The sequence below is a fragment of the Actinoplanes hulinensis genome, from assembly GCF_019429605.1.
GTDB classification, from domain to species: Bacteria; Actinomycetota; Actinomycetes; order Mycobacteriales; family Micromonosporaceae; genus Actinoplanes; species Actinoplanes campanulatus.
This window is the reverse complement of the sequence record NZ_JAHXZI010000005.1, coordinates 231,281-254,433: the sequence shown is the minus strand read 5'-3', so window position 1 is coordinate 254,433 and position 23,153 is coordinate 231,281. Positions and strand designations below refer to the sequence as shown.

The following is a 23,153-nucleotide window of genomic DNA, read 5'->3' as shown; positions in this document are numbered from 1 at the left end:
AGATTCATGTCACCTGATTTCCCACCGGCCGACGGGTGTTCTCCCGCACAGTCACGAACGCCGTCACGGCCGCGACCACGGTGAACCCGGCCGCCAGGGTGACCGCGCCGCTGAGTCCGTCGGCATAGGAGTTCCGCTCGTGGAAGAACGAGCCGAAGACCGCCACACCGAACGCGAAGCCCCGTTGCCGGAACGTGTTCAGCGCCCCACCGGCCATGCCGCCGCGCTCCGGCGGTACGGCGGCCAGCACCGCCGACGACAGCACCGGCAGCACCGCGCCGACGCCCAGCCCGACCAGGATCAGCCCGGGGATCAGCATCGCGGGTGGTGGTGCAGGGCAGGTAGGCGAACGCGGCCGCCTGGCCCGGCGAACCGGCCGTCGCGGAACAGCCGCAGATCCAGCATGGGATGGTCGGACCGGTGCTCCACCAGCACGAACAGGCCCATCCCGGCCAGGCCGGCGGCGATCGGCAGGAGCGCCGACGGGGCGGTCCAGCCGTCGTCGGAGGCCCGGTCAGCCTCTAGGTGGCGGCCGTCGCGGTGGTCTTCGTGGCTGCCACCACCGGTGCCACGAACCTGATGGCGACCGTGATCCGCCGCGACATGGCGGCCTTCTACCGCTACCTCACCGAGCGGGTCAGCGGCCTCGACGGCGTCGACCGGGTGGAATCCGCCCCGTTGTTACGGCACGTGAAACAACTCGGACCGGCCGTCCTGTCGATGTGAATTCCCCGTTACGCCTGGCCCGGGAGGCAACCATTCCGGCTCGACAGACGTCATGCTCTACAAGGGTCGAAGATCGGGACGGCACGGGACCGCGGTTCGCGGGCGCCTCCCAGCCGTGCCCGGTGAACGGCCCCGCACGGGGTGGGCGACGGCACCGGTTCGGGCCGCCGCCCATCCCGGCGCGGCCCTCCGGTGCTCTCAGCGGGAGCGGCGCAGCCGGGCCGCGGTTCGCAGCAAGGGGCCGAGCGTGCCGGTCACCGCGGCCATCCGACGGGGGTGGGACACGACCGCCGGCCGGGTGCGGACGCACCGCATGAGGACGTCGACCGCCCGCTCCGGGGAAATCTTGAACGGGGTGACCGGCGATTTGGCCATCTTGGTGTCGACGAAACCGAACCGCACCGCGGTCACCGCCACCCCGCGCGGCCGGAGCGCCGCGTCGAGCCCGAGCAGGTACGACGTCAGCCCCGCCTTGGACGCCGCATAGCCGGGAGCGTCCGCCGAGATCATCGCGTCGGCCAGGCTGGACAGCCCGATGAAGTGGCCCCGCCCGGCGGCCAGCATGCCGGGCAGGACCGCCTCCACGGTGCGGGCCGCGCCGAGCAGGTTCACCTCGATCGCCCGGGTCTGGGCCGCGAAGTCGTCCCCACCGAGCAGCTCACCGACCCCGGCCGCGTAGACGCACAGGTCGACGGCTCCCACCCCGGCCAGCGCCTCCGGGAAGCCGGCCGAGGTGACGTCCACGACGACCGGTTCACCGACCGGCGCGGCCCGCCGCGACAGCCCGGTGACCTGCCACCCCTCGGCCAGCAGCCGGTGTGTCAGGGCCAGTCCGATGCCGTCGCTGTTACCCACGATCAAGGCACGCATGACCGCAGATCCTGTCACGCCCGCCTCACTCCGGCGGACGGGCGCCGTCCGGCCCACGACGGCGGGTGCCGTTCGCCTTGGCCCCGCGGGAGCTGCCGGATCCGGGGGCCGGCCGTTCGATGCGCACCGGGTCGCCGCGCACCAGCTCGTCGTGAACCCGCCAGCGTGCGGTTTCGACGGCCCGGCCGGCCGCCGCGTCGCCCGCTTCGAGGCGTTCCCGCAGCAACCGCACCGCGATCCCCCGGTTGAGGCTGAACTGTCGCTCGGTGTCGACCACCACGACGGTTCCGGACGGGCGATGAGTGGCCCGGACCGCCGTACTGGCCTTGTTGCGATGCTGCCCGCCCGGCCCGCCGGTGCGGCACGGCACGAAGTCGACATCCGCCTCGTCGAAGACGGTCGGTGTCACCCCGATCCGGACCTGCTGGGCGGTCACGTACCAGTTCTTGCGCCCCGGACCGGTCCGGTAGGGGCTCGGCGCCTGCCAGCACAGCGTCCCGGTCCACGAGTCCGCAAGCTGCACCGCCGCGTCCCCGGTGATCTCCAGCAGCACCGACAGGAAGGTTCCGGGTCGCTCCCCGGCCACGGTCTCCACCCGCCGGGTGGAGACCTTCTCCCGCCCTCCGGCATCGGTTTCCAGCCGGCGGACCAGCCGCGCCACGGCCCAGGCGCACTCTTGCGGTCCGCGTCCGGCGGACAACAGCAGATGTACGGTCATCGCAACCACCTCATGACCCGCCCGAACCCGGCCCGGCTCTCCACCGGCGCCCCCGGTCGCGCCCGCCGGCCGGCTTCCCGCCCGTCGCCGCCGGGACGCCGCGGCCTGGTCGAATCGCCCGGCGGGAAGGGCTCAGCGGGGGTCGCGGCGCGCACCGGACGGAGATGACCGCCCAGCTCGACGCGCACACCGAAGAGCGCGAACGCCGCATCGCGAGGTCCGGCCGAATGATCCGGCCAACCGAAAGGCGCTTCGCCGGAGCGGGGACGCCCACTGCGGCCGGACGGCCGGCCGGGAACGGGCGGGGAGGGGCGGACCGGGGCCTGACCGCCCGGCCGTCCGACACGGGCAGCGGCCACCCGCCGTACCCGATGGAGACGCCTGAAGGAGGAACCGGGCCGATCGGGGTGACCGCCCACGTCGACGGTGACCCGGAAGCGGCCCGCCGGCAGGCGGCGCAGGGTGGGGCGGCGGATCGGGGTGATCCCGAAGGGACAGCCACGGAAGCGGCGACCGGGCCGCCGGCGCGGATCGAGCCGGCCGGCCCGCCGGGCGGTCCTGGCGCCGAGCGTCAGGCGGCGTCGCGGGCGCGGGCGGACGGCCCGCCGGGGCGCGCTCATCGACGGCCTCCCCGGCGCGGCGCCAGGTCGGCGGTCTTGTAGGTGACCACCGGCAGCGTGCTGACGACCGGCGTGGCCAGGCCGTACGAGACGAGGTCGCCGATCACCTGCTCGATCCGTTTGTACGCGGTGGGCGCCTCCTCGAACAGCAGTTGCCGGTCGCCGCATACGACGAGGGATCCCACCGCCGTACGCCGGAGCTCCTCGACCGTGTGTTTGGCCCGGCCGCGCCGGAGTGCGTCGGCCCGGGACATCTTGCGCCCGGCGCCGTGTGCGACGGAGTGCCCGGCGTCCGGCCCGGCGTGCCCGGCGACCAGGTAGGAGTGGGTGCCGCGGGTGCCGGCGATGAGCACGTCGCGGCCGTCGCCCGGTGCGGCGCCCTTGCGGTGCAGGTAGACGCCGTCGCGGATCTCCACCGAGTTGTGGCAGACGTCGGTGACCGGCTCGCCGAGTTGGGCGCCGATGGCGTCGGCGACGCGTTCGGCCATGAGCCGCCGGTTGAGGTGTCCCCATCGGACCGCGCCGTCGTGTGCGGCCAGGTAGGCGGCGGGGTCGGGGGCCGGTCCGGCGCCGTGCACCTCGGTGTGTGCCCGCAGGATGCGCTCGCCGAGCCCGCGGGAGCCGCTGTGCACGATGAGCACCAGGTCCCCGCTGGTCAGGCCGAGCCGCGCGGCGTGCTCGCCGTCGAGGACCGCGTCGACGCGGGCGAGTTCGACGAAGTGGTTGCCGCGCCCGACGGTGCCGAGCTGCTCGGTCCAGCCGGCCGGGATGTCCTGTCCGGGCAGTTCGGCCGGGTCGACGGGCTGGTCGAGGTCGGGGAACCGGGCCGCGACGCGTTCCGGGACGGCCTTCTTGAGCCGGACCGGGTAGACCGCGATCCCGCAGCCGATGTCGGAGCCGACGAGGAACGGATAGAGCACGGTGGAGGCCATGGCCGCGCCGATCGGGGCGCCCTTGCCGGGGTGCAGGTCGGGCATCCCGGCGACGTGGATCATGCCGGTCAGGGCGGCGACCTGGTGGCACTGGGCGACGGCGCCGGACTCGATCCAGCTGCCGGGTGCGGCGAAGACGGTGACGGACGCGGACGTGGCGGACTGCGCGTGAGACAAAAGAGATCTTCTTTCGCATGACGGAGGCGCGGCCGGGCGTCAGATGTGCCCCGGGGCCGCGAGGGATGCGCTGGTGAAGTGCCTCAGTACGTCATGCCGCCCACCCTCGCGGATCACCGCGGGCACGGCAAGCGAATTTCCGGCGGCATACCACGGCGGCAGGTACCGGATGGGATTACCAGCTTGTTACTGGCGAGTTAACCCTATTCATATCCATCGATACAGGAGCCCTACACCCTAGGGAGTTCCCATGCCCGTCCCCACCCTTCGCCGGACATTTTCCCTGCTCACAGCCGCATTCGCGGCGACCGCGGCAGCGCTGACGGTCCCCGCGGCACCGGCTCTCGCGGCCAATCCGTATGAACGCGGCCCCGCCCCCACCAACGCGAGCATCGAGGCCGCCCGCGGTTCGTTCGCCATCGCCCAGGTCACCGTGGCGCGGTCCAGCGTCTCCGGCTTCGGCGGCGGCACGATCTACTACCCGACCGACACCAGCGCCGGCACGTTCGGCGCGGTGGCCATCTCCCCCGGCTTCACGGCGAGCCAGTCCAGCGTCGCCTGGCTCGGTCCGCGCCTGGCCTCACAGGGCTTCGTGGTGATCACCATCGACACGCTGAGCACACTGGACCAGCCGGACAGCCGCGGCACCCAGCTGCTGGCGGCGCTCGACTACCTGACCGGGAGCAGTTCGGTACGCACCCGCATCGACGCGAGCCGGCTCGGCGTGATGGGCCACTCGATGGGCGGCGGCGGCAGCCTGGCGGCGGCCCGGACCCGTCCCGCGTTGCAGGCCGCGGTGCCGCTCACCCCGTATCACGGCACCAAGAGCTGGTCGACGGTACGCGTACCGACCCTGATCGTCGGCGCCGAGAACGACACGGTGGCCCCGGTGTCGTCGCACTCGGAACCCTTCTACACGAGCATGTCGAGCGCTCCGGACAAGGCGTACCTGGAGCTGAACAACGCGTCCCACTCCGCCCCGACCTCGGGTCAGAACGTGACGGCCGCCAAGTACAGCCTGTCCTGGATCAAGCGGTTCATCGACAACGACACCCGCTACGACCAGTTCCTGTGCCCGGCGCCGTCCGGCACGGCCATCCAGGAGTACCGCGCCACCTGCCCGCACGCCTGACCCTTCCCAGCCCGGAGCCCGGCGCACCCGCGCCGGGCTCCGGCACATCAGTCCGCCAGCCAGTTGTGCAGCTGTTCGCCGTAGGGGCTGAACGCCACCGCGAACAGCACCACCCAGATCACGATCCGCAGCAGGGACCGGTTGAGCCGCTGCCGGTCGCCGCCGCGGCGGGCGGCCGCCGCCGACAGCCCGCCGAGGATCACGCCGAACGCCGCCACCGGGACGATCAGGAGGGCGATCAGCCTGGCCACGCCGAAGATCCAGACGAGCGGGTTGGCGAACGAGTCCCAGCCCAGCGGAACCGAGACCTTCGGGTCGTCGAGACGCTCCAGGCCCGGGTCCAGCAGGGCGCCCCAGTCTCCGCTGCGCACGACGGCCAGCAGCAGGATGCCGAAGGAGCCGAGAAGGTACATCCCGATCAGCGCCCACTGCGCCCCGCCCCAGAGGCGGCCACCCACGGACCGCCGAGTCTTGATCATGGACGGCAATCTATCGGGCCGGCTGTCAGGGCTGTCCCGCGGCCCGCGAAACAGCACTCACGACCAGCCGGGGACTCAGAACAGGGTGAGCGGGGCCTCGGGTTCCACGATGTCCGGCAGTGGCGTGAGTGCCGGCGCCAGCGCCCGCACCTCGTCGTGGAAGCGCCGGCACAGCGTAGGCGCGTCCACATTGTCCGGCGTGTGGACGAAGAACGTCGGCGACCGCCCCTCGCGCAGCCACCCGGCGACGATCGGCACCCACCGCTGCCAGCCGGCGACGGTCCGCTCGACCGAGTCACGGCCCAGGTAGCGGACGATCGGACGGTCGGTCAGGGCGGCGGTGCGCAGCGGCATGCGGGGCTTCTTCATCCACGCGTCCCGTTCGGCGTCGCTGCCCGGCGGGGTGCGGAAGAACTCGGTGGTGTCGAACGGGACCCACTCCGCCCCGATCTCGGCCAGCGTCTCCTCGAGCGGGCCGGGCGAGTGGAAGAAGGCAGGATCGCGAACCTCTACCGCGTACCGGAAATGATCGGGAAGACCCCGCAGAAAGCGTGCGAGAGCCGCGAGATCGCCCGGTCCGAAGGACCCGGGCAACTGCACCCACAGAGCATGGGTACGGGCTCCGAGCGGCTCGATCACCCGAATGAATTCCGACATCTCCGCATTGTGGGAGAGCCCGCCGCCGTGCGTCACCGACCGCGGCAGCTTGAGCACGAACCGGAAGTCAGCGGGAGTCGCGGCGGCCCACGCGGCGACCGTCCGCGACGAGGGCGTCGCGTAGAACGTCGTGTTCCCCTCCACCGCGTCGCACCAGCTCGCGTAGGTGCTCAGCGCGGGCTGCGGGAACTGCCACGCTTTCAGGTTCCACATCGCACACCCGACGTGCAGCCTCACGATCCACCCCACCGGTCGGCGTGCACGGCCTCGCTGAGCGGCCGCCGCTGCCGCCACCCGTGCCGTTCCAGGTCGGGGACGCGTTCCAGATGGGTGACCGGCCCGACGCAGAGCCACGCCACCGGCCGCACCCCGTCCGGGATGCCGAGCAGCTCACGCAGGAACTCCTCCCGGTAGAACGACACCCACCCGACGCCGAGTCCTTCGGCGGTGGCGGCCAGCCACAGGTTCTGGATGGCCAGGCACGACGAGTAGAGCCCGGCGTCGGCGATGGCGTGCCGCCCGAGGACCGCCGGCCCACCGCGGGAGGCGTCGTAGGTGACCACGATCGACAGGCTGGACTCCAGCACTCCGTCGATCTTGATACGGGCGAAGCGGCCCGCGGCCTCGGCCGCCAAACTCGCCGCGAACGTGTCCCGTTCCGCGTGAACGTGCTGGTGGAAGGCCTTCCGCACGTCATCGGAGCGCACGATCACGAAGTCCCACGGCTGAGACAGGCCGACGCTGGGCGCGGCGTGCGCGGCACTCAGGACACGGTCGAGGACGTCGCCGGGGACAGGCTCTCCGGTGAACTCGCCGCGGACGTCACGGCGGCGGTGGATGACCTCGTACAGGTCGTGGATCACCGTCGTACGGTACCGGTGGACGCCCGGGCCACCAGCGCCGGCACGAAGGTGGCCTGCTCGTGCACATGATCCGGGTTGGTTGCCTCGTCCAGCACCAGCCGCGCCGCGGTCCGCCCGAGCTCCTGCCGCGGCTGGCGGACCGAGGTGAGCGGGACGGCCGCGGCGGCCGCGAAGTCGATGTCGTCGAACCCGACGATGGCCAGGTCGTCGGGCACCCGCAGCCCGGCCGTGACGGCGTGCTGGAGCAGGCCGAGCGCGAGCAGGTCGTTGGCGCAGAACGCGGCGGTCGGCCGGCGGCGGCTGGGCAGCCCGGCGAGCCGCTCCCCCGCCGATCGGCCCTCGTTGACCGTCATCGCCTCGGTCGGCAGGTGGATCAGGTCCTCCTCGGGCATGCCGAACTCGGCCCACACGGCGCGCGCCCCCTGGAGCCGCTCGCGGACCTGCCCGATGCTGGACGGCCCGCCGACGAACGCGACCCGCCGGTGCCCGCGGTCGATCAGATGCTCGACGGCGATCCGGCCGCCGAGCACGTCGTCGACGGCGACCGAACAGTGCCCGCCGGACCGGCTGAACCGGTCGACCAGCACGAACGGGATGCCGCGCTGGGCGATCTCGGCCAGGTGGCCGGCGTCCGGGTCGACCGGGGTGATCAGTATCCCCTGCACCCGCTGCTGGACGAGCCGGTCGATGTGCTTGGCCTCGCGGTCGGCGCGGCCGTTGGAGTTGCACACGAACAGCGACAGGTCGGCGGCCTCGGCGGCGGTCTCGATGCCCTCGGCGACGTCGTGGAAGAACGGGTTGCCGCCGTCGAGCATCACATACGCCAGCGCCCGGCTGGTCCCGGCGCGCAGTTGGCGGGCCGACTCGTTGCGCACGAATCCGAGCTCGGCCATGGCCCGCTCGACCCGCTCCCGGGTGGCGGTGCTGACCACGGACGGCCGGTTGAGGACGTTGGAGACGGTGCCGAGGGAGACGCCCGCGGCAGCGGCGACGTCCTTGACCGACGGGGCTCGACCGTTGCGCGGGTGCGGAGTCAACGTGTGCCCTTCCTGGCAGTGGGTGATTCGACCAGAAGTCAAACACGCCGATTGAAACATTTCAAGTCCGCCCGGAGCCACGAAGGTGTACCGATCCGCGAGGCACTCTTCCGCCTGGTCCGGGAGGGCCTCGTCATCCAGCGTAAAGGCTGGGTGGTGCGCGATCACACCCGGCCGAGCCTTCCGCAAGGTGGCTTCTCACCCCGGCTGGGAGGGCATGGCTAGATTCGGCCGGTGGGAGAGATGCGGATCGAGGACGCCTGGCCGGACCCGCCCGGCGGGGTGACGGTGACCGGGCGGGTGCGGGGCGGGGCGATCCGGCGCGGCGACACGCTTCGGCTCACCGTGGACGGCGGGTCGTTCGTGGTCACGGTGGAGCGCTTCCTGCGGCTGTGCGGCCGGCAGGATCCCGGGATCGCGCGCCCGGAGGAGAACACCGCCCTGGTGCTGCGGCCCGTTCCGGACGGGATCGCCCTCATCGGCGGGCTGCTGCACACCGAACCGGGCGATCCCGCCCGGCCGTAGTGGGGGTCGTACGGCTACCGGCCGATTCGCCGGCGTCGCGCGGCCCGGCTCGGGGGTGATCGCGTGTCCCGATCGTCGTGTGACCAGTCACCTACCGGTGGGGCCCGACCGAAGCGGCGGGCCACCGGTAGGGTGCGCCGGTGGCTCTCGGCTCGGACTTTCGGCGCCTGTGGGCGGCGTACGCGGCCAGCGAGATCGGCACCGGGATCGGCTTCGGCGCGCTTCCGCTGGTCGCGATCCTGGTATTGGAGGTCCCGGCCTGGCAGGTGTCGCTGCTGGCCACGATGTCCGGGCTGGCGGCCGCCGCGGTGGCGGTGCCGGCCGGCCCGTGGGTGGAGTTCCGCAGGAAGCGGCCGGTCATGGTCGGCGCCGACCTGGCCCGCGCGCTCGCCCTGTTCAGCGTGCCGGTGGCGCTCTGGTTCGGCGTGCTCGGTTACGGGCAGCTCGGCCTGGTGGCGGCGATCCAGGCGGCCGCCGCGATCGTCTTCGCGGCAGCCAGCGGCGCCCACCTGAAAGCGCTGGTGGCGCCGGGTGACCGGGCCACCGCGACGGGCCGGATGGAGGCCACGTTCTGGACCGCGTACAGCGCCGGCCCACCGATCGGCGGGGCGCTGACCTCGTGGGTGGGCGTCGGCTGGACGGTGACCGTCGACGCGGTGAGTTTCCTGCTGTCCGCGGCCGGTGTCCGCAGTCTGCGCGGCCCGGAGCCGAAGCCACCACGGCGTGAGCCGGGCACCGGCCGGTGGGCGGAGATCGGGGCCGGCTGGCGGTACGTGTTCGTCCACCGTGACCTGCGGGCCCTGTTCCTCAACGCGCAACTGTTCGGGTCCGGCATGATGGCCGCCTCACCGCTGCTGGCCGTCCTGATGCTCGACGAACTGGACTTCCCGGCCTGGCAGTACGGCATCGGCTGGGGCATCCCCTGCCTGGGCGGCATCCTGGGCGCCCTGGCGCTGGCGCCGCTGACCCGCCGGTTCGGCCGGCGCCGGGTCCTGCTGTGGTCGGGTGTCTGGCGAGCGGTGTGGCTGTGCCTGCTGGCGTTCATGCCGGCCGGGCTTCCCGGGCTGCTGCTGATGATCGTGGTGGAGACGTTCGCCCTGTTCGCGACGGGGGTGTTCAATCCGGCGTTCGCGGCGTACCGGATGGAGCAGACCGAGGACCGCTACATGGCCCGGGTGATCTCGGCGTGGTCGGTCTCGTCGCGGATCTGCCAGCCGGTCGGCATCGCGCTGGGTGGGCTGCTGGCCGCGCTCACCGACGTACGGACCGCCCTGGCGATCTGCGGCCTCGCCGTCGCGGCCAGTGTCGTCCTGCTCCCCTGGCGGCACGGCGGCCCGGGTCGCCGGCTCACGTGCACGCCCGAGCCCGGGTCTATGGGCGGTCACCGAACCAGGTGAGGGCCTCGCCGTGCGGGCGGGCCCACGCCAGCGGGCGGCCGTCCAGCGCGAGCACGTTGTGCAGGCGCTCGTCCGGTGGGTTCGGCAGGCTGGCGTGATCGAGAACGGTCGGGTTCTCCACCGCGATCCAGTGGGCGCGCATCGTCCGTACCAGATCGGTGAAGGCCCGGCGCTGATCGGCCGGAACCTGGTAGAGGACCGACGTGTGGAAGACGATCAGGGTGGCGCCGGCCGGCGCCTCCGCGGCCAGCGCCGGCAGGTCGTCGACCAGGTCACCACGGACCAGCAGCGGCGGATCGGCGGCGGCGACGCGGGCGGCGGCACGCTGACGCTCGCGGCGGTCGTCCCGCTCCGGCCAGGTCAGCGCCTGGAGCCAGGCCGTGTCGGCCGGGTCGGTGACGTCGAGGGGATTCAGGTCGAGACCGGCCCGCCAGACCACCTCGGGTAGCCTGCTCGGCGGATCGATTCCGGTCAAGGCGCAGTCAAGGAGCGGACCGCCGTCGCCGAGGACGTGATCGCCGTAGCGGTACGCGTACCGGTCGGGGAAGAGATTGAGGCCCGCCGACGCGCCCACCTCGAGCAACGCGAGGGGTTGCGGCAGCGCCGCGAGCAACGGCAGCAGCAGCGCGCACCGGGCCGGCTCGTTGGTCTGCGTCGCCCGGCGGCGGATCTCGCGCGCGATCCGCTCCCAGTTGGCCGCCGCGAACTCCAGGAACGCCGGCGGGTCGGTGACCGGCGCGCCCAGGAACCGGCCGGCCGCGAACAGCAGGTTCGGCTGCCGTTTCGCCGGCGGCAACGTGTCCAGCAGGCCGATCAGGTGGGCGTCGCGGGAGACGGCGACGGCGAGGTTCTCGTACGCCGGGGACTCGCCCGCGGCCTCACGGGCGGCGAACTCACCGTAGATCAGCGCGGTCGTCACCCCGCGCATGATGCCACGTAGACGACATCCGGCTCACCGCGCTCGACCGGCACCCGAACCGTGCGGACCGGCCCGATCGTCCGGGTCAGGGTGGCCTCGAAGCCCGGCTCGGCCGACGCGCTCCACACCGCCAGCACCCCGCCCGGCCGCAGATGGTCGCGCAGCATCGCCAGCCCAGCCGCCCGGTACAGCCCCGTGTTGTGATCGAAAACGGTCCAGCCGGGGCCGTTGTCGACGTCCAGGCAGATCACGTCGAACCGGTCGCTGGTCCCGGTGAACCAGGCCGCCAGATCGGCGGTCACCACCCGCACCCGGGGATCGTCGAGCGCCCCCTCGCTGAACTGCCGGAGCACCCCGTGATGCCACCGCACCACGGCCGGTTCGATCTCCACGACGACGATCTCCGCGGCGTCCGTGTGGACCGCCTCCGCCAGCGAGAACCCCACCCCGAGGCCGCCGATCAGCAGCCGCGGGCCGGGCGGCGCGACGGCCAGGGCGGCCCGCACCAGGACCCGCTCCGACTCACCCGACCGGGTGTCCATCAGGAAGACACCGTTGCTGATCAGCTCGAAATGCCCGGCCCGGCGACGCAGGACCAGCTCACCACGCTCGGTGAAGACCCGTTCGTCCATGGGCGGCAAGCCTACGCAACCGATGGATGCTGGTCGATGAACTACGGTGGTCTGTCGTGAACCCCGTCCCGGATCACTGCACCCGGGCCCTGGCCAAGGCGCAGCGCAACAGCGTCGACACCAGCGGCGCCCTCGCCGTCGCCCACAGCCGCGACGGCGGCGCCGACCTCTACCTCCTCGTCTACCCCGACCGGCTCGAACTCGCCAGCACCGGCACCCTGATGCGCGCCGGCGCAGGCCGTGAACGGATCCCCCTCACCGCCGTCACCTCGGTCACCGCCCACCGCGGCCTCCTCCGCTCCCGGATCGACATCGAGACCGGCGGCCACACCGTCTCCTTCGGCACCGACCGCCCGACCGCGCCCTACCTGGCCGACCTCATCCAGCGGTGCCGCACCGGCACCCCCGACAACACGGCCCTGCTCCACCACCTCACCGAACTCCACGCCGCCGGCCTGCTCACCGACGACGAATACGCCACCAAACGCGACAACCTCCTCAAACCCCCTTCATAGGTACGCCCACCCGCGCCGCTGTGGGCAACCGACGACCTCGCCGCCCACCGGGCGTGAGCGAAGCCGCAGCGGACCGGCCATCGCGAGGAGCCGGTTCACCACGGCACGAACCCAGCGAGGGGGTACGACAGAAATCAGGCCCCGAACAGTGCCCCGATCAACTCCTCCGACGGTGTGCCGGACGGACGGTCGCTCACCTGGCCGTCACCGATCTCGACGATCCGCCACCGCCCGTCAGCGCGCCTGACCAGGTCGGCCGTCACGAACGGCAAACCCAGCGATCGTACGGCGGACTCCGCCACACCGATCTCGACATCCGCGGGCGGCGGCGCCTCCGGGGTGTCCGGGTGGGCCGTGACCAGCCGGCACGAGCCATCCACCCACCACGTGCGTACCTCCGCGCCGGTGAACGACTCGAACCGGCGCACCACGAAGCCACCGGCGAAATCGTCGCCGCGCAACTCCCGGAACCGGCTCGCGACCCGCCACGCCGCCGGCCCGTCCGCGACGTCCGGCAGGAACGCCGCCTCGTCCCAGTGGTGCTTCATCGACTTGGTGTAGTCCCGCAGCACCGCGGGCCCGTCACCCAGCGCGGCGCACGCCCGCCGGAAGTCCTCCCGGTCGTCGCCATCGGTCCACGCCGACTCGGGGGTGCCGCCCGCGGCCGCCGCGTACCAGCCGGGCAACTCGTGTGCCCGCCGGTACGAAGCGGCCCCGGTCCGCAGCGTCACCCCACGGTCGGCCAGCGCCCCCGCCATCGCCGCGTACCGTCCACTGTCGAGCATCCATCCCCGATAGACGGCGGCGGTGCTCGCCGGAACGCGCGCCACCGCGGCGTCCCAGCCGCTCCGCGCGTCATGGTCGATCAGGGCGACCTCGATCCCGGCCTCCCGGGCGGCCCGCGCCTCCCCGGCGAAGTGCTCATCGGGGCGGCGCGGGCGCAGGACATCAGCTGGCAGCAACAGCATCACGCCACGATGATCGCTCACCGCCCAGCCAGCCGACGACCGCTGGGCCAACCGAGCAGCGCGAGCCCAGGCGGGCAGCTCAAGCCCAACCGAGCAGCTCAAGCCCAGCCGGGCGGCACGGCGCAGGCCAGGCCGCACCAGGCCGACGGGATCTTCCTGGTTCCCGGGCGCTTCCCCCGGGAACCAGGACACCCGAACGGGGTCGCGGGTGACGTCTCCGAACGGGGCGGGATCTCAGACGTAGCGGCGGGTCAGGCCGGCACGGCGGCGATCCGGGCGGGCCAGGGGCGCGAGCGCGGCGAGCAGGATCAGGGCGGCCAGTGGAAGGTTGTCGACGTCCAGAGTGAGCGCCACGATGCCGGCGCCGAACATCAGTGGGCTCCACGCCGGGGCCCGCCGGGCGGCGACCATCAGACCGAGCAGGGTGAGCATGCCGAGAGCGAACAACAGCGGGCCGGCGACCTGGAGCGGTTCGGGCAGCGGGGCGGCCGCCCGGAGAGCGGGTGACAGGTCCCCGGCGATCACCCAGAGAAAGCCGGCCACACCGGACAGGGTCATGGCGGTGGCCACCGTGGCGACCGGTCCGGCGCCCGGCGGGGCAATCCTGCGCAGGCCGACGGCGAGCACAGCGAACAGCACCATCGCGGCGAAGAACGCCAGGTGCCCGGCGACCCAGGCGAGGTCAGCCGGGTCGCGGGCGCCGTCCAGGCCGTCGATCAGGCGGAGCAGCCCGTAGACCAGCATGAGAGCCGGCGCGTCCAGGGCGGCGAAGCGAACGGTGACGCTGTTCGATGGCATGGCCCGACCGTATGGCCGCACCGTATCGGCCCGGCACCGGTGCTTTCCCTGCCTCGCCCCCGATTCCCCGCTAAGGGCTCCCCGCCACCTCCCCTAAGGCATCCTAGGAACCCATCCCGAAGATGGACGGCCGGCGTTCCGCTCACGACTTCCACCTGACAGCCGGGCGCCAGGGTCCACGCTGCCCCGGCCCACAGACCTCCGCATGAGTGGCCCCGCCGAAGATGGGCGGCAAGACGGCGAGCGGATGACTCGATGCGGGAGCCAAACAATGCCAGACGCTCGATGCGGCAGGTGAAGGCGAGAATGATCGTCGTGGTGGGAGCCGGGAACGCGCGATGGCAATATTCCTAGTTGGCAGATAGGAATGCTATGCTCGCCGCTCCTGGGACGGGGGAGGCGGGGCCGGTATGGGGAGCCTGAGTGAGCGGGCGGCCGAGGAGTTCGTGGCGGCGCGGGCGTTCGCACCGGGGCTGCCCGGGTTCGTGGGGATCACCGTCGACCTACCGGTGGAGCCGGGGTGCGCCCCGATCGGACGGCGGTCGCTGCGGCACGGGTTCCTGGACATCCGGTCACCGCGGGTGATGACCGTCAGCGGACCACCGTCGCCCGGGATCGAGATGGCGCTCCGGCGGATGAGCGACGACCTGGCCGCCTCGGCGCGAATCGCGGAGCAGCATCGACTCAGCGTGTCCGGGCAGGCCCCGACCGGCACGGAGCAACGCTGGCTCAACGTGCCGGGGCAGACCACGACCAGCACGGACCATCGGCTCAACGCGCCCGGACAGACCACGACCGGCACAGACCATCGGCTCAACGCGCCCGGACAGACCACGACCGGCACGGACCATCGGCTCAGCACGTCGGGACAGTCCTCGGCCGGCGTGCGGTCGGACGGTGGCGAGCAGGCGGCGTGGTCGGCGACCGCCGGGATCCGGGTGGGGCTCGAGGCGGGACTGGACGGGGGTGGGCCGCTCGGGCTGCCGCGCCGCTGGGCGCTGGCGCACACGCTCGCTCCGGTGCTGGCGGCCGCTTTCGCGAACTCGCCGTTGCGGCATGGTCGGCCGACCGGCTGGCGCAGCGTACGCCAGGCGGCGCGCCGCACCCTCCCGGTCCACGCTGGAGGTGGGGATCCGCGGGCCGCTTGGACGGCGTACGCGATGGGGGCGAGCGGAAGCGGAGGCAGCTCGCCGCGGCAGACGCTCCGCGAACTGGGCCGCATCACCATCGCCGACCTGGAGCGGCACCTGGCCGGGCTGCGGCCGCCGGTGGCCGCGCGCGGCCATCTCGAACTCGACGTGGCCGACCACCAGCCGGGCGACGGCTGGCGGGTCGTGGCGGCGGTGACGTCGATCCTGCTGGACGATCCACGGGCCGCCACGGAGGCCGCCGACGCGACCGGGCATCTGGCTGGCGAGCCCGCGCTGTGGGAACGCGCGGCCCGGGACGCGCTCACCGATCCGGTGCTGGCGGCCGCCGCACGGGACTGCTTCCTGGCCGCTTACGCGGGCCTGGCCCGGCAGGGCGTCTCGCGGGAACTGCGCGACGCGGTCGCCGATTTCACCGAGAGGTACGTCTACCGGGGCCGCTGTCCCGCCGACGACGTCCTGGACCAGGCGACCGCCCGTCCCTGACCCGCCGCCGGGCGGCCACGGATTCCCGCGCAACCACGCCGGCCGGCGCATCGACCTCCGCGGGACCGGCAAGCCTGGGAGCGCCCGGAGCCGGGCTCGGCAGGCGCGGGGCGAAGTGGCCGCGCGCCGTGGTCGATCTTGCCCGGCTGGCACTGAGCGCTCGAGACAGCCCCCACGACCAGCCGGACAGGATCGGGGGCTATCCGACGGCCACGCGGCTGTTCCGGAGCGCGGTGAAGCGGTGACGGGCCGCCGGGGACGGTCGTCGCGCGAGGGCCGTGGCCCCACGGGATCAGTGGGACGGAGGGCTAGCCGGCGGTGGAGTAGCGGACCACCGGGCCGGCGGCGGGTGGGGACAGGGTGACCGACGGCGGGCTCACCGTCCGGGTGGCCTCGGTGGCGAAGCGCTCCGCCACGGCGATGGCGTCCAGCACCGTGGTGTGGCGTTCGCCGGGCTGGACGCGGCGGGAGGCGGCCAGCTGGTCGCGCAGCAGTGTCATCCGGGCGATGCAGTCGTCGATCAGGGTCATCATCTCGTCGTGCACGGAACGCTCCTCCCCGTCGGATGGTCCCCGGGCGTGCTCGGCCAGAGCCGGTGAACGGCATGGGGGGTGAGTGAGATCGATCCTAGGCCCCGGAAGCCCGTGAATGGGCACAGATCAGTAACCGATTGTCGAGAATGTGTTTACAGGATGTTTTCCGGGGGACGACAGCTCGGTTTAGCACCTCGCCGCTAAATCGATCTGACGTGCACTTTCAACCATCGAGTTGACAATCCCGGAGAACCGGCCTAACTTGAGTTTCAACCGGAGAGTTGAAACGAGGGACGATGTCGGCGGATTCACTGTCCCGGGTGTTCGCGGCACTCGCCGATCCCACCAGGCGGGACATGGTGGCCCGGCTGGCCGACGGGGACGCGACGGTCAACCAGCTCGCCGAGCCGTACCGGATGTCGTTGCAGGCGGTCTACAAACACCTGCGCGTGCTGGAGGAGGCGGGGCTGGTCACCCGGCCGCCCGGGCCGCAGCCCCGCGCGGTGCACCTGGAGACGGAGGTGTTCGACCGGATGAACGACTGGATCGAGCGCTACCGCAGCCGCGCCGAGCGACGGTTCAGCCGGCTCGACGCGGTTCTTGAGGCGATGCACACGGACGAGAAGGACGAGAAGCCGGAGCGAGAGGGAGAAGGACAGCAATGAACAAGATCGTGGAGACCACCATCGAGGCCGACCCGAAGCTGCCGATCATCCGGCTCACCCGGGACTTCGCGGCCACCCCGGCGCAGCTGCTCAGGGCGCACACCGATCCGGAGATCTTCGTGCAGTGGAGCGGCCCGGACTCGCTGACCAACACCGTCGACTACTGGGACGCACGGACCGGCGGCAGTTGGAGGTATGTGGCCAGGCGCGGCGACGAGGAGTACGCGTTCCGCGGCACGTTCCACGAGGTGGGACCGGAGCGGATCGTGCAGACCTTCACCTTCGAGGGCCAGCCGGAGGGCGTGGCGCTGGAGACGCTGTGGTTCGAGGACCTCGGCGACGGGCGGACCCGCCTGCACGCGCAGTCGCTGGTGGACAGCTTCGAGGGCCGGGACGCCTGGTTGCGGAGCGGCATGGAGGTCGGCGTCAACGAGGGTTACGCCAAACTCGACCGACTGGCCGCGGAGCACAAGATCTAGATCAAGATCCGAGGGGTACGGGGGACGAGCGCGCGCTCGTCCCCCGTACCGTCGTCATTCGGTCTTGATCTGGAAGAGCTGGTCGAAGACGGCGCCGCGGTCGAAGGTCATGGCGTGCGCCCGCGCGCGCACCTCCAGGTCCCGGCGCTGTTCGGCGGACATCTCGAGCACCACCCGGTCGACCGCCTCGGCGAGCCCGCCGATGTCGCCCGCCTCGACGATGACCGCGGTGTCGCCGACCGCCTCGCCCACTCCCCCGGTCGTGGTCGTGATGATCGGCCCGCCGCCGGCGAGGGCCTTCTCGGCGAGCGCGATGCCGAAGGTCTCGACGAAGTCGGGCTCCGGCTTGGTGGGCAGCGCGTACGCCGCGCACCCGGCCATGAGCAGCGGCTTCTCGTCGTCGTCCACATCGGTGAGGAAGATGATCCGGTCGTCCTCCTTGGCCATCGCCCGCACGTGTTCGAGGGCCGGCCCGGTGCCCGCGACGACGAGTGGCACGTCGTCCCGGCAGCGCATCTGGCCGTACGCGATGACCAGGTCGTAGATGCCCTTGGCGCGGGCCACCCGGGAGAGGAACAGGATGTACCTCCCGCGTGCCAGGCCGCGGCGGGCCAGGGCGGCGTCGACGGCGGCCGGATCGGGGTCCACGAAGGCGGCCGCGTCGATCGGCGGGTAGCTGACGGTGACCCGGTCCCGGCACTGCCCGGCGAAGGCGGTGCCGCAGTGCGCGTCCACCTCCTCGGCCGCGGCGATGATCTCGTCGCGGGTGTACTCGGAGACGGCCACCACCTGGTCGCTGGCCAGGAAGGTGGTGAGCAGCACGGTGGCCGCCCCGAACCGGCCCTCGCGCAGGCAGGAGCGGATGACGTTGGTGACGTCGGAGCCGACCGCCTTGGCGATGGTGTGCACGTCGGAGGCGAATCCGGCGGCCCGGGCCGCGGTGACCGCGTCGTTGATCACCTGGGTGTGCGGCACGAGGTACATCGACAGGCAGACGGTGGGCACCGGCTCGGCGAGCAGCTCGACCAGGCGGCCGGTGAGCCCGGCCAGGTGGCGGCCGTCCGGGACCCGGTAGTCGCCCACCGCCTCGGGCCGTTCCACGGTGATGCCGGGGCTGTACGGCAGCAACCGGTCGAGCGGCTTGAGCGGCAGCCCGGCCGATTGCAGGGCGGGGATCGGCCAGGTGAGCAGCCGGACGTCGTCGAAACCACGGGTGAGGGCCACTTCGGCGAGGTTGCGGGCCTCACCGGAGTGTCCACAGATGACCGGATCGGCTCGGACCGCGATCACGAGGCGGCGGGTCGGTCGGCTCATCGGCGTTCCTTAGGGTGCGGATCGGAGAGGGAAGGCGGCCGGATCCGTTGCCCCCAGGTGGAGGGCTCGGGCCCGAGCCGCAGATGCAGCCGTCCGCCGTGATGGACGTCGGCCGCGTTCAGGTGGGTGGCGTGCAGGGGCCTCCCGTTGAGGGTCGCGGACTGAACGTACTGGGGTGACGGGTCGCGGTCGATGCCGTCGACACCGATCGGTGATTCTCGATGTCCGCTGGTCTCGATGACGAACTCGCCGCCCTCGACCTGGAGCGAGGCACGGGCGAAGGCGGGCGCGCTGACCAGGAACAGGTTCTGCCCGGCCACCGGGAACAGGCCCAGTGACGCCCAGACGTACCAGGAGCTCAGGCCGCCGGAGTCGTCGTTGCCGGGAAGCCCGCCCGGTCCGGTGCCGAACTGCCACGTCAGCGCCGCGTCGACGATCTCGGCGGTGCGGTCCGGGCGGCCCGCGTAGTGATAGGCCCAGGGCACTTCCATGTCCGGCTCGTTGTTCAGGCCCTCGAAACGGTTGAGCGCGTACCCGGCGGTCATCTCGATCGGATCCGGGCAGCGGCCGGGCTGCTTGACCGGCTCGGCGCCGTAGCCGAAGAACCGGTCCAGCATCGCGGTGAACGCGGTGTCGCCGCCGGCCATCCGGATCCGCCCGGCCATGTCGTGCAGCAGCCGGAACGAGTAGTTCCACTTGCCGCCCTCGTAGAACTCCGAGTCGCGCAGCAGGCCGGTGGCCGGGTCGAAGGCGTTGATCCAGTCGCGGCTGCGCCGCTCCAGGTCGTCGGCCAGGCGGTGGTCGTTCAGGGCGCGGGCCACCTGCGCGGTGCAGTGATGGGCGTACGCGAGATCGAGGGTGTGCGTGATCGGGTGCACCACGCCGTGCTCCCAGAAGTCCTCACCGTAGAGCCGGCGCAGGTCGTCGACCATGTGCACGAGCGCCCAGCTCCAGTCGATGCCCGGCCGCCGCAGCGCGTGCACGTCGGCCAGCGCGGTGTGCGCGAGCGCGCTGGCCTGCCGGAAGAACCGGTCGGCGCCGCGGGCCATCCGGTAGCCGATCGGGAAGTTGCCCTCCTCCTCGCACACCCGGATCAGCGACTCCAGCACGTCGCCGGCCCGGTCCGGGACGATCGCCGACAGCAGCGGGATCTGCGTCTTGTAGATGTCCCACATGGTGCAGACGTCGAACGCGTACGGGCCGGGGTCGGGCCAGTTCGGGCTCTCGTCCTCGGCGATGCACGGCTTGATCAGCGAGTGGTAGAGGGCGGTCGCCATCACCGTGCGGCGCGCGTCGGTGCCGCCCTCGACCCGCACCCGGCCCAGGTGGTCGCGCCAGCGGGAACTGGTCCGGGCGCGGACCGTCTCGAAGGCGCTCTGCCCCACGCCGCACTCGCGTTCCAGGTTGCGCCGGGCCTGGTCGCAGCCGCGCAGCGAGAAGCCCAGCCGGACCTCGATGGTCTGCCCGGCCCGGGCGGCGCCCATGAAGAGCATGCCGAACGGGCGCAGCGTGGTGTGCCGGATGCTGTCGAAGTCGAGCCGGGTGCCGCCGGGGATGAGCCGCCGGTCGTACCAGAGCATCTGCCGCCAGCCGGGACTGTCCACCTCGGCGTACACCGACAGCGGCACGCCCTCCATGACCACGGTGCCCTGCGCCCGGCCGTGGCCCGTGCTCTCGATCTGGGCGCGCAACGGCACGGTCCGGCCGAGGTCGATGGCGAGGCCGCCGCAGGACAGGTCGATGACGAGCCGGGCGCTGTGGTGGTCGGGGAAGGTGTAGCGGTGCACCGCCACCTTCTCGCCGACGGTGATCTCGGAGCGGATGCCGGTCTCGAGGTTGGCGGCGTAGTAGCCGGCCTCGGCCCGCTCCTCCTCCAGCGCCCAGGACTGGCCCAGGTCGTCGAGCGGCTGCACCATCGGGGTGACCCGCACGTAGTTGTAGTACTTGCGGATGGCGCCGGTGCCGGACTGCTGGAAGTGGGTGAAGCCGGACGCCTGCATCCGGCCGAACATGTCCTCCGGCACGCCCTCGGTGTTCTTGGCGTACCGGCCGTAGCCGGTCGGGTAGGCCCCCGAGTAGGCACAGGCGGAGACCATGCCGAAGGGGGAGGTGGCGCCCGGGTGGGTGTTGCCCACCTGAGGTTTCGGCCACCACCAGGTAGCGGCGAGACCGTGTGCGCGGGGCAGATCGGTGGCCGCGGTGCCGATGAAGGGATCAACGTTGTCCAGGATGGCCGGACTCTAACCGGCCAGAACCGTCCCGGTGGTTTCGTTCAAGTGAACTCCGTCCGAGGTGGCCCTTTCGTGGGACTCGCGGAGCATCCGGTCGAACTCCGGGCCGGGCAGCGGCCTGCTGAACAGGTAGCCCTGCACGGCCGGGCAGCCGGCGGCCTTGAGCGCCTCCCAGTCGGACGGTTCCTCGACGCCCTCGGCGATCGTGGACATGCCCAGCGAGCGGGCCAGCCACAGCACCGCCTGGATGATCGACGCCTTGCGCGGGTCGTCGGCCAGGCCGGCCACGAACGAGCGGTCCAGCTTGACGATGTCGGCGGGCAGCGACTTGAGCCAGGTCAGCGAGCTGTAGCCGGTGCCGAAGTCGTCCAGGGCGATGCGAACGCCGAGGCGCTTGAGCGAGGCGAGCCGCTCGCTGACGTCGACCGTCGAGGACAGCAGCGCGGTCTCGGTGATCTCCAGGACGATCCGGGACGGGTCCAGCCCGGGGACGCCGGCCAGCACCCCGGCCACCATCGGCACGAAGTCCGGCTCGGCGAGCTGCCGCGGGCTGACGTTGACCGACACGTAGCCGAGCCGGTCCGACCAGTGCAGCAGGTGGTCGACGGCGGAGCGCAGCACGTACTCGCCGAGCGGCACGATCAGGCCGGTCTCCTCGGCGGCGCCGACGAAGTGGTACGGGGTGAGGATCTCCCCGTCCGGGGTGCGCATCCGGACCAGGGCCTCGGCGCCGGCGATCCGCCCGGTGGCGGTGGTGACCACCGGCTGGAACCACAGCGGCAGGGTGACCCGGAGTTCGCCGGACAGCGCACGGCGCAGCCGGCCCTCCGCGGCGATCCGCTCCCGCACGGGCACCCGCAGGTTCTCGGTGAACACCTGGAGCCGGTTGCCGCCGGCGCGCTTGGCCGCGTACATGGCCGTGTCCGCGGCGAGCACGACCTCCTCGGCGGGCATCCCGCTGAAAGCCGTGGTGATGCCGATGCTCACCGACACGGGCAGCTCGGAGCCGCCGACGGCGAGCGGCCCGGCGAGCGACGCGAGGATGCCGTTGCCGACCCGCAGGCCGGTGCCGGACGGGCCGGGCAGCGCCGCGATGAACTCGTCGCCGGCGAGCCGGGCGAGCAGGGCGCCGTCCGGGACGACCTGGGCGAGGCGTGTGGCCAGGGCCCGCAGCACGTCGTCGCCGGTGCCGTGACCGGCCCCGTCGTTGATCGACTTGAACCGGTCGACGTCCAGGTAGATGACACTGACCGGTTCGGCGCTGCTCTCCAGCAGCAGCACCAGGTCGTGCTCGAACGCCTGGCGGGACAGCAGGCCGGTGAGCGAGTCGTGCCGCACCTGGTAGCGCAGCTCGGCCTCGTGGTCGCGGGTCGCGGTCACGTCGATGCAGTGTGCCAGGATCAGCCGCAGCCGGCCGTTGCGGTCGCGCAGGCCGGTGGCGTGGGTCTGCACCCAGATCAGCGAGCCGTCGTCGGTACGCCGGTACTGCCGGGTCACGTTCGTCGGCTGGCGGGACTCGGTGGCCAGCCGCATCAGGCTCGTCTCGCTCTCGTCGACCGGGACGAGCGGCAGGTCGGCGACGCGGAACCCGTCCGGCAGCCGGCCGGGCAGGCGCAGCCAGTCCCGGTACGCCGGGTTGATTCGCAGAACCCGCCCGTCCGCGCCGAACATGGCCATCGGCACCGGCGTCTCGTCGAAGGCGACACCGAGCTGGGCCTGGCTCTCGTCCAGGTTGTCCTGGGCGCGCTGCTCCTCGGTCTCGGTCAGCCGCCAGGCGATCACGTGGAACCCGGCGGCGGCGAGCACCGCGACACCGTGCAGCAGCGCCCACACCAGCGGGTGTATCTGCGCCTGGTGGTGGCCGAAGGTGTGGCCGGCCTCGGTCACGCCGAAGCCGGCGTGGTGCAGGACGGTGGCGGCCAGGAAGACACCGAACGGCGCCCAGTCCCGGTAGAGGGCGAGCGCCGCCACCGCGATGAAGAACGAGAAGTGTGCCTCGGTGAGGCCGTGGCAGAGGGCCACGAACCCGGCCGACGCTGTCGCGAAGCCGAGCGCCACCACGATCGACCGGGCCCGCCGGTTACCCAGGCGTACCGCGCCGACCAGGCAGGGCAGCAGCAGCCCGTCGATGATCAGCAGGTCGGTCGGGTGTTCGGCGCGGAACACGCCGAACACCGTCAGCAGCACCATGCAGACGGCGAGCAGCACCGTCAGGAGCCGGTGCCGGCCCGCCCAGTCCTCCTCACGCAGGCCGCCACCGGTCGGGAGCCGGTCGCGGAGCCGCGTCATCCACGTCGCCACGAGAGGCATGATCGGCCTTCGATGCCCGCGC

24 protein-coding genes are annotated in these 23,153 nt (G+C 72.3%); 8 read left to right on the top strand and 16 right to left on the bottom strand.

Features of this window, described 5'->3' with window-relative positions; all coding sequences use genetic code 11:
* Window positions 1-4: 4 nt before the first annotated feature.
* Window positions 5-319, bottom strand: coding sequence for an MFS transporter (locus KZ829_RS11780; RefSeq protein ID WP_220143884.1), 315 nt, complete (start codon window positions 317-319; stop codon window positions 5-7).
* A 230-nt stretch (window positions 320-549) separates the two neighbouring features.
* Between KZ829_RS11780 and KZ829_RS11775 the strand changes: the two genes are divergently transcribed.
* Window positions 550-726, top strand: a complete 177-nt coding sequence (locus tag KZ829_RS11775; RefSeq protein WP_308285439.1) for an Lrp/AsnC ligand binding domain-containing protein — start codon at window positions 550-552, stop codon at window positions 724-726.
* A 198-nt stretch (window positions 727-924) separates the two neighbouring features.
* Here KZ829_RS11775 and KZ829_RS11770 read toward each other — a convergent pair whose 3' ends face one another.
* The 3 genes from KZ829_RS11770 to KZ829_RS11760 all read right to left on the bottom strand — a co-directional run bounded on the left by KZ829_RS11770 (window position 925) and on the right by KZ829_RS11760 (window position 4,043).
* Window positions 925-1,596 (bottom strand): SDR family NAD(P)-dependent oxidoreductase, encoded by a 672-nt coding sequence (locus tag KZ829_RS11770; RefSeq protein ID WP_220143883.1) that lies wholly within the window; start codon window positions 1,594-1,596, stop codon window positions 925-927.
* Between the two features lie 25 nt (window positions 1,597-1,621).
* A complete protein-coding gene (gene prfH, locus KZ829_RS11765; protein ID WP_220143882.1) occupies window positions 1,622-2,314 on the bottom strand; it encodes a peptide chain release factor H in 693 nt (230 codons plus the stop codon).
* 616 nt (window positions 2,315-2,930) lie between these two features.
* Window positions 2,931-4,043, bottom strand: a complete 1,113-nt coding sequence (locus KZ829_RS11760; protein WP_220143881.1) for an RNA ligase RtcB family protein — start codon at window positions 4,041-4,043, stop codon at window positions 2,931-2,933.
* Window positions 4,044-4,293: 250 nt separating this feature from the next.
* On the opposite strand from KZ829_RS11760, the gene KZ829_RS11755 reads away from it, so the two are divergent.
* The gene (locus tag KZ829_RS11755) at window positions 4,294-5,175 is read left to right on the top strand and encodes a poly(ethylene terephthalate) hydrolase family protein (RefSeq protein WP_220143880.1); all 882 of its coding nucleotides are present in this window, start codon (window positions 4,294-4,296) and stop codon (window positions 5,173-5,175) included.
* 47 nt (window positions 5,176-5,222) lie between these two features.
* On the opposite strand, the gene KZ829_RS11750 is transcribed toward KZ829_RS11755, so the two are convergent.
* The 4 genes from KZ829_RS11750 to KZ829_RS11735 all read right to left on the bottom strand — a co-directional run bounded on the left by KZ829_RS11750 (window position 5,223) and on the right by KZ829_RS11735 (window position 8,211).
* On the bottom strand, window positions 5,223-5,654 hold the full coding sequence (locus KZ829_RS11750) for a hypothetical protein (protein ID WP_220143879.1): 432 nt from the start codon (window positions 5,652-5,654) through the stop codon (window positions 5,223-5,225).
* A gap of 75 nt (window positions 5,655-5,729) precedes the next feature.
* On the bottom strand, window positions 5,730-6,548 hold the full coding sequence (locus KZ829_RS11745) for a DUF72 domain-containing protein (protein ID WP_220143878.1): 819 nt from the start codon (window positions 6,546-6,548) through the stop codon (window positions 5,730-5,732).
* A complete protein-coding gene (gene bluB / locus KZ829_RS11740) occupies window positions 6,545-7,171 on the bottom strand; it encodes a 5,6-dimethylbenzimidazole synthase (RefSeq protein WP_372453861.1) in 627 nt (208 codons plus the stop codon). Before bluB ends, KZ829_RS11745 begins: the two co-directional genes overlap by 4 nt.
* Window positions 7,171-8,211 carry a LacI family DNA-binding transcriptional regulator gene (locus KZ829_RS11735; protein WP_220143876.1) on the bottom strand — a complete coding sequence of 347 codons (1,041 nt, stop codon included), beginning with the start codon at window positions 8,209-8,211 and terminating at the stop codon, window positions 7,171-7,173. Before KZ829_RS11735 ends, bluB begins: the two co-directional genes overlap by 1 nt.
* A gap of 234 nt (window positions 8,212-8,445) precedes the next feature.
* Between KZ829_RS11735 and KZ829_RS11730 the strand changes: the two genes are divergently transcribed.
* Together KZ829_RS11730 and KZ829_RS11725 are read left to right on the top strand one after the other, a co-directional pair.
* Window positions 8,446-8,736 carry a hypothetical protein gene (locus KZ829_RS11730; RefSeq protein WP_220143875.1) on the top strand — a complete coding sequence of 97 codons (291 nt, stop codon included), beginning with the start codon at window positions 8,446-8,448 and terminating at the stop codon, window positions 8,734-8,736.
* Window positions 8,737-8,876: 140 nt separating this feature from the next.
* A complete protein-coding gene (locus tag KZ829_RS11725; protein WP_220143874.1) occupies window positions 8,877-10,133 on the top strand; it encodes an MFS transporter in 1,257 nt (418 codons plus the stop codon).
* On the opposite strand, the gene KZ829_RS11720 is transcribed toward KZ829_RS11725, so the two are convergent.
* Both KZ829_RS11720 and KZ829_RS11715 read right to left on the bottom strand, forming a co-directional pair.
* Window positions 10,108-11,052, bottom strand: a complete 945-nt coding sequence (locus KZ829_RS11720; RefSeq protein ID WP_372453856.1) for a DUF2332 family protein — start codon at window positions 11,050-11,052, stop codon at window positions 10,108-10,110. The two genes, KZ829_RS11725 and KZ829_RS11720, sit on opposite strands and share 26 nt — an antisense overlap.
* Entirely contained in the window at window positions 11,049-11,684 is a 636-nt protein-coding gene (locus KZ829_RS11715; RefSeq protein ID WP_220143872.1) for a spermine/spermidine synthase domain-containing protein, read from the bottom strand. The genes KZ829_RS11720 and KZ829_RS11715 overlap by 4 nt, the downstream gene beginning before the upstream one ends.
* 56 nt (window positions 11,685-11,740) lie before the next feature.
* Here KZ829_RS11715 and KZ829_RS11710 point away from each other — a divergent pair, with 56 nt between their 5' ends.
* Complete coding sequence (locus KZ829_RS11710) at window positions 11,741-12,199, top strand: PH domain-containing protein (protein ID WP_220143871.1); 459 nt, start codon at window positions 11,741-11,743, stop codon at window positions 12,197-12,199.
* A gap of 134 nt (window positions 12,200-12,333) precedes the next feature.
* Here the strand turns inward: KZ829_RS11710 and KZ829_RS11705 are convergent, their stop codons facing one another.
* Window positions 12,334-13,167, bottom strand: a complete 834-nt coding sequence (locus tag KZ829_RS11705) for an ATP-grasp domain-containing protein (protein WP_246635451.1) — start codon at window positions 13,165-13,167, stop codon at window positions 12,334-12,336.
* Window positions 13,168-13,401: 234 nt separating this feature from the next.
* Window positions 13,402-13,965: a hypothetical protein gene (locus tag KZ829_RS11700; protein ID WP_220143869.1), complete on the bottom strand. Its 564-nt coding sequence runs from the start codon at window positions 13,963-13,965 to the stop codon at window positions 13,402-13,404.
* A 410-nt stretch (window positions 13,966-14,375) separates the two neighbouring features.
* Here KZ829_RS11700 and KZ829_RS11695 point away from each other — a divergent pair, with 410 nt between their 5' ends.
* A complete protein-coding gene (locus KZ829_RS11695; RefSeq protein WP_246635450.1) occupies window positions 14,376-15,599 on the top strand; it encodes a glutamate-cysteine ligase family protein in 1,224 nt (407 codons plus the stop codon).
* Window positions 15,600-15,907: 308 nt separating this feature from the next.
* On the opposite strand, the gene KZ829_RS11690 is transcribed toward KZ829_RS11695, so the two are convergent.
* Window positions 15,908-16,144, bottom strand: a complete 237-nt coding sequence (locus KZ829_RS11690; protein WP_204297075.1) for a hypothetical protein — start codon at window positions 16,142-16,144, stop codon at window positions 15,908-15,910.
* Between the two features lie 284 nt (window positions 16,145-16,428).
* Here KZ829_RS11690 and KZ829_RS11685 point away from each other — a divergent pair, with 284 nt between their 5' ends.
* A complete protein-coding gene (locus KZ829_RS11685) occupies window positions 16,429-16,797 on the top strand; it encodes an ArsR/SmtB family transcription factor (RefSeq protein WP_220143868.1) in 369 nt (122 codons plus the stop codon).
* Complete coding sequence (locus KZ829_RS11680; RefSeq protein WP_220143867.1) at window positions 16,794-17,276, top strand: SRPBCC family protein; 483 nt, start codon at window positions 16,794-16,796, stop codon at window positions 17,274-17,276. The genes KZ829_RS11685 and KZ829_RS11680 overlap by 4 nt, the downstream gene beginning before the upstream one ends.
* Window positions 17,277-17,330: 54 nt before the next feature.
* On the opposite strand, the gene KZ829_RS11675 is transcribed toward KZ829_RS11680, so the two are convergent.
* Genes KZ829_RS11675 through KZ829_RS11665 form a run of 3 tightly spaced genes read right to left on the bottom strand, consistent with a single transcriptional unit; the run spans window position 17,331 to window position 23,122 of the window.
* Window positions 17,331-18,590, bottom strand: a complete 1,260-nt coding sequence (locus KZ829_RS11675; protein WP_220143866.1) for a glycosyltransferase — start codon at window positions 18,588-18,590, stop codon at window positions 17,331-17,333.
* On the bottom strand, window positions 18,587-20,797 hold the full coding sequence (locus KZ829_RS11670; RefSeq protein ID WP_308285449.1) for a glycoside hydrolase domain-containing protein: 2,211 nt from the start codon (window positions 20,795-20,797) through the stop codon (window positions 18,587-18,589). The genes KZ829_RS11675 and KZ829_RS11670 overlap by 4 nt, the downstream gene beginning before the upstream one ends.
* Window positions 20,798-20,830: 33 nt before the next feature.
* The gene (locus tag KZ829_RS11665; RefSeq protein WP_308285438.1) at window positions 20,831-23,122 is read right to left on the bottom strand and encodes a putative bifunctional diguanylate cyclase/phosphodiesterase; all 2,292 of its coding nucleotides are present in this window, start codon (window positions 23,120-23,122) and stop codon (window positions 20,831-20,833) included.
* Window positions 23,123-23,153 lie beyond the last annotated feature (31 nt).